The following is a 6,008-nucleotide window of genomic DNA, read 5'->3' as shown; positions in this document are numbered from 1 at the left end:
CTTCAAAAATCAATTTTTTGAAATATCACTACCAAAAACCTGCTTTAAGTCTAATTCATTTTTTGTAACATTAAATACCATTTAAAAACTGATAAAAAAAAGCTGCCCTCTTTTAGGACAGCTTCTTATAGGATAATTTTAGAACATTATTTTTTGACCGAAAAGGCGAAATATTAAACCAGTTGAAGTTCGCGTTCTTTAACGCGTTCATAGGCTTTTTTGGTTTTGTAGTGTATCCACTCTTGTCCAAAAATTTTACGCATGGCATTGTCAAAATTGCGCACTACAAAAACATTATTTATAGCTTCTAATAAATTTTTTGGATGTGTGGGAATACCTCTTAATGACAGTGAGAAGCCATTGGTATTGTAAATCATATAATGCCACCACCCCTCGGGCATGTAGAGCATATCGCCGTGTTGAAGAGTAGCCTTGTAGAAGGTAACTTTTTTAAGTGCCGGATATTTCTGAATATCTGGATTTTCGAAATCTATCTCTTCTAGGCTGATGGTAGAAAATGGAACATGGTAGAGGTTTGGCGTGTCGTCAGGTGCTGCCAAGATGGCAGTTTTGGTGCCGACAAAATGGTAATGAAAGATGTTTGCAAGGTCGATATCGTAGTGCATAAAGACTTTTGAACCGGCCCCGCCAAAGAAGAGCATCGGAAGGCTTTTAAAAAGGCGTATGCCGAGATCAGGATATATGATGTCGCTTTGGAGTTCAGGGATTTCCTTTAAAAAGTTGTACAAAAAAATTCGATATTCATTTTTACCGCTGAGCAGGTAGTCGATGTATTCATCGAGCTTCATCCAGGCAACTGGTTCATTTACTTTTTTAGAGGCATCTACGGGCTTGTTGTCGTACAAGGGTACGGATTTATTGCGGCCTTTTGACTTGATGTAGTCGAGTGTCCACTTTTCGTAAGCAGGCCAATTTCGCGCTGCAGCCTTGATGACAACAGGCCTCTGAGGTTTATAATACTTCTTTACAAAATCTTGCTTATTAATGTCATTTATGGTTTCAATTTCAATAGTTTTAAGCTGTTCCATACTTTACCAGTTTTTAAAACAACTTAGAATGCTTGAGCGCGCTTAGCAAAAAATATACCTAAGCAAAAAAATGCATTTCGATTAGCTTGCAAAGCTCTTTATTTAAGACTCAAAAAATGGTTGATTGACCACTTGTTTTTTGTGAATTTTTAAATTATTAAGTGATGCTTTTCTAATTAAATTATACTTTTCTTAATGGACCAATAAAAAAATCTAATTGCCATAGTCAGAGAAAGCTCGAATTATGTTTTGGTTAAAATTTGCTCACCCAGCAGCATTTTCACTTTTTGCGATTGTTAATTTGTAATTCCTTCTATCACATCTGATGAAAAATTTTCTTTTTGTATTTTTTTCCGGTGTAGAATTTCTCATTGCCCAGCCTAAGCTGGTGGTAGGCATCGTAGTCGATCAGATGAAATACGAATACCTCGAGCGCTTTGAACCATTGTATAGCAAAAATGGTGGATTCGCTCGTTTGCTGAGTGAAGGATTTTTTTATAAAAATGCCCATTACAACTATGCCCCTACCTACACCGGCCCGGGGCATGCGAGTATATACACGGGCTCTACACCGATGTATCACGGCATAGTAGGCAACGATTGGTACGACCGCAGCCGTGGTAAAAGTGTTTATTGCGCTGAAGATGAAACCGTAAAAACCGTGGGCGATGACAGCCGCGAAGGCCTAATGTCGTGTCGACCCTTACTGGCCAGTACCATAACCGACGAGCTGAAGCTCCAAAGCCCTAATAGCAAAGTGATTGGCATATCGGTTAAGGATCGTGGCTCTATCTTTCCGGCCGGACATGCGGCTGATGCTGCCTATTGGTTGGCTGATGAGAGTGGTCGATTTATCACCTCCACATATTACATGAACTCATTGCCTAAATGGGTGTCTGATTTCAACAGACAAAACCTTGTAGATAAATACCTTTCTCAAAACTGGACGACTGCTCTGCCGCTGAGTGCGTATCTACCTTATACCGATGCGGATGACAGTCCACATGAAGGCACTTTTACCGGCATGGCTAAGGCCGTATTTCCCTATCCGCTGCCAGCACTGCGCCAGAAGGGTGGCCGTAAGCTCATCAAGGGCACTCCTTATGGCAATTCAATCGTGCTGGATTTTGCGAAAGAGGCTGTGAAGCAAGAAAAACTCGGTCTGCGATCAGTGACGGATTTTCTGGCCATCAGCTTCTCCAGTCCCGATTACATCAGCCATATGTTTGGCCCGCGAAGTGTAGAGGTGGCTGACAACTATGTGCGACTTGACCGTGAGTTGGGCGAATTCTTTGATTTTCTTGATAAAACGGTAGGAAAAGGCAACTACCTCGTTTTTCTGACGGCTGATCATGCCGTAGCTGACATTCCGTCCTTTCTGACAGAGCGTCGTGTGCCGGCCGGCGGATTTGATTATGCTTTGGTTAATGATTTAAAAAAATATCTTTTTGACACCTTTGGTGATTCTCTGATCGAATCGGCAACGAATCTCAATATCTACCTGAATCACGGCACATTAAAGGCTAAAAAACTGGATTATCTAAAGGTGATGGAATCAGCAAAATATTTTTTGTTGACTAAAAATCCCATTATACATGTTTTCACAGCTCAGGAAATTACTCAATCCCATGCAATGGGTTTCAACTACCTGTCAGAAACCGCCCGAAGCTACTTCTACCGCCGTAGTGGTGACCTGGTCATGGTGCTTGAGCCAGCCCACATCGAAGGCAGCAGTGGCCGTAGAGGCACTACTCACGGCTCGATGTATGCGTATGATACACGTGTGCCTATAGTTTTTTACGGGGCAGGTATTAAAGCCGGTAGTGCAAGTAGAAGGGTACACATTACTGATATTGCCCCTACACTTGCTCTGCTGCTGAAAACCTCATTCCCAAATGCCTGTATGGGAAATCCGTTGGTGGAAATAACCGACGCACAAAGCAAGTAAGTGTTGTAAATACACTTAGTCCGCCTATATTTGTTGCGATTTTTACCAACTGATGGCCTTTCGAACCCTAAGAAATTGCGCATTTCTTGCTGTTTTTGGAATTCTGTTTTTCAATTCCTGCAGCAGGAATTCCGATGGATTCACGGCCAATGAAGACTTTCGATATACGTATCCCTTTACACCTATACGACTTTCACCTGATACAACGATTTTTTATCTGGACGATTACTTTCCCGATGAGCCGGTAGATTCATTCCGCTTCCCAGGTGCACTTCAAGTAATTAAAAAGTCTGAAGACAGAATTTACCAACTCATCGGCAACGTCGATATGGCCATTGATGTAGCAATATTTTACACTAAATCAGGAAAATACGAAATTCCGATATATCGATCTGAGAAGGTTCGATACACCTACATTCTGCCTAAGTCAATTGATGTAAAGCAGTCCGTGGCCATTAAGGGCACTTTTAACAGCTGGAACACGTTGGCTAATCCCTTCGAGCTGAAAGACGGAGTGTATCAGACCACCCTTCTGGCCGATCCCGGCACGTACGAATACGTGCTCGTAGTGGATGGCCGGGAAATGACCGACCCGGAAAATCCCAATATTGTAAGCAATGGGATGGGGGGGTTCAATTCCGTATTGAGCATCGAATCCGGCAAATCCGAAAATTGCGGATATGTGGAAGCGGTGAATTATGAAGACGGAATGCTCAGGATCAAGGGGATAAAACAAGACCAGAAAGTCATTGCGTTTTTTAACAATCAAATTTTACCAGAAAATTTTATCAATATAAACCCGGGGCATGTGGACATCGTTTTCCCGTTGGCTTCAGTTCGTTTTCCCCGCTCCTGGCTCCGGGTTTTCTCTTATTCCGATGGATGCCGAAACAATGAAATCCTCATTCCACTGGCAGAGGGCCGACCAGTAAATTCATATTCCCAACTGACCCGAAACGATTGGCATGCAACCATTTGGTACTTTCTGATGGTAGATCGGTTTAACAACGGAAATCCGGCCAACGATCAGAAAGTAGATGACCCTGAAGTACTGCCGATAGCCAATTATTTCGGTGGTGATTTGAAGGGAATACTTCAGAAGGTAGCCGAGGGCTACTTCGATTCCCTCGGAGTCAATGCCATTTGGCTGTCACCCATTACTCAGAATCCCACAGGCGCATGGGGGCTGTGGGACAAAGGTGGAGTAAGAACCAAATTCTCCGGCTATCACGGCTATTGGCCTGTATCCAATGTGCGCGTTGATCACCGCTTTGGCACTGCTGAAGATCTAAACACCCTTTTGACTACCGGCAAAAAGAAAGGATACCGCTTTGTGCTCGACTACGTGGCCAATCACGTGCACCAGGAGCATCCTATTTATCAGAAACATCCCGATTGGGCAACATCCCTTTACCTACCCGATGGCAGCCTGAATACCGAGCGGTGGGACGATCATCGCCTCACTACGTGGTTTGACGTCTTTATGCCCACCCTCGACCTTACCCGGCCTGACATCGTCGAGCCCATGACCGACTCGGCTCTAGTGTGGGTGCGCGATTATGGCTTCGACGGTTTCCGCCACGATGCTACCAAGCACATCGACGAACTCTTTTGGCGCACTTTGACTAAAAAGATTAAACTGCTCGACCGCGTGCGTCGTAAAGGAGACCGCATCTATCAGATTGGCGAAACCTATGGAAGCCCCGAGCTGATTGCCTCTTACATATCCAGCGGAATGCTCGATGCACAGTTTGACTTCAACCTTTACGACGCAGCCATCCGCTATTTCGCCCTGGGAGGTGATGCAGACCTCGACAAATTGCTCACTACCATTCAAACCAGCCTAAAAACCTATGGCATGCACCACTTGATGGGCCATATTACCGGCAATCAGGATCGCCCGCGCTTCATTTCGCTGGCCTCTGGCGACGTGCGCTTCGACGAAGACACCAAGCTCGCCGGCTATACCCGCAAGATTGGAAAACCCAGCAGAGAAGCTTATTTAAAACTACAGCTACTCACAGCCTTTAACATGACCATGCCCGGCATACCCATCCTCTACTACGGCGACGAAATTGGCATGCCCGGCGCCAATGACCCCGACAATCGGCGGATGATGAAGTTTTCCGATTGGGATAAAGACGAAAAAAACACTTTCGATTTGACCCGTCGACTCATTGCTCTGCGCAAAGAGCATCTGCCACTTATCTATGGCACTACTCGTATTTATACGCAAAATGGCCTACTCGTCATAGAGCGCAACTATTTGGGAAAAAAAATACAGGTGTATTTTAACAACACCCCTCTTGAGCAACCGATGCCTGCAGGCCGTGTGCTGCTTACCAACTCCAGTGAGGGCACAATCTCCCCATATACTTTTGCGATTATCGGACAGTAAACTCGTATTTCACCAAGCCGACAAAAAGCATATTTAATGAATTAACAAATATTTATACATTCTTTAAGTCTTTCTTTCTTTCTTACTTTTTTTGTTTGACTTAGATTCTAAAATCAAAGTAACATGAAAAAGAATGTATTAACACTCGCCGTAGTGGCGCTCTTGGCTGCCACAGGCTGTAAAAAAATTTCAGACGAAGCGAGTAATCGTACTTTGAAAGTGACTACAACTTCTTCAGAGCTACTTATAAATACAGTTGACATTTCATCTGCAAATCAAACTATTTTAGATTTTATAAAAAATGTGGACATTTTGAAAAATCTCAACGAATACTCTGAAATTCATTATGCAGTAGATGAACAAATAGGTAAAAATTTTATATATGGCAAGGCAAAAGATGCTGAAGGCAATCATGTAGTCTTCAGAATTCCTGTCGTAGACTCTGATGGATTGATCGATCTCAGAGTTCCGGGCGGAACAATAGAATCTTGTACTGGAGTAAATTGTGAACGTTGTGATTTTGCTCCTAAGGGTGGTTGTATTTGTCTGCAAGTTGGCTCAATAAATGGTGGACCATCGTATTGTAATCATTCCATATCCAAGCCAAATTGAA

4 protein-coding genes are annotated in these 6,008 nt (G+C 43.5%); 3 read left to right on the top strand and 1 reads right to left on the bottom strand.

Annotated features, from left to right (window positions below):
- Positions 1-173 precede the first annotated feature (173 nt).
- Positions 174-1,049, bottom strand: coding sequence for a cupin-like domain-containing protein (locus EIP89_RS10685; RefSeq protein WP_124398675.1), 876 nt, complete (start codon positions 1,047-1,049; stop codon positions 174-176).
- A 325-nt stretch (positions 1,050-1,374) separates the two neighbouring features.
- On the opposite strand from EIP89_RS10685, the gene pafA reads away from it, so the two are divergent.
- The 3 genes from pafA to EIP89_RS10670 all read left to right on the top strand — a co-directional run bounded on the left by pafA (position 1,375) and on the right by EIP89_RS10670 (position 6,007).
- On the top strand, positions 1,375-2,997 hold the full coding sequence (gene pafA / locus EIP89_RS10680) for an alkaline phosphatase PafA (protein ID WP_218019366.1): 1,623 nt from the start codon (positions 1,375-1,377) through the stop codon (positions 2,995-2,997).
- 52 nt (positions 2,998-3,049) lie between these two features.
- Complete coding sequence (locus tag EIP89_RS10675) at positions 3,050-5,395, top strand: alpha-amylase family glycosyl hydrolase (protein WP_124398674.1); 2,346 nt, start codon at positions 3,050-3,052, stop codon at positions 5,393-5,395.
- A gap of 123 nt (positions 5,396-5,518) precedes the next feature.
- Positions 5,519-6,007, top strand: coding sequence for a hypothetical protein (locus tag EIP89_RS10670; RefSeq protein ID WP_124398673.1), 489 nt, complete (start codon positions 5,519-5,521; stop codon positions 6,005-6,007).
- The last annotated feature ends 1 nt before the right edge of the window (position 6,008 follow it).

It is taken from the genome of Thermaurantimonas aggregans (assembly GCF_003851885.1).
Lineage (GTDB): Bacteria > Bacteroidota > Bacteroidia > Flavobacteriales > Schleiferiaceae > Thermaurantimonas > Thermaurantimonas aggregans.
This window is presented reverse-complemented; position numbering and strand designations above follow the sequence as displayed.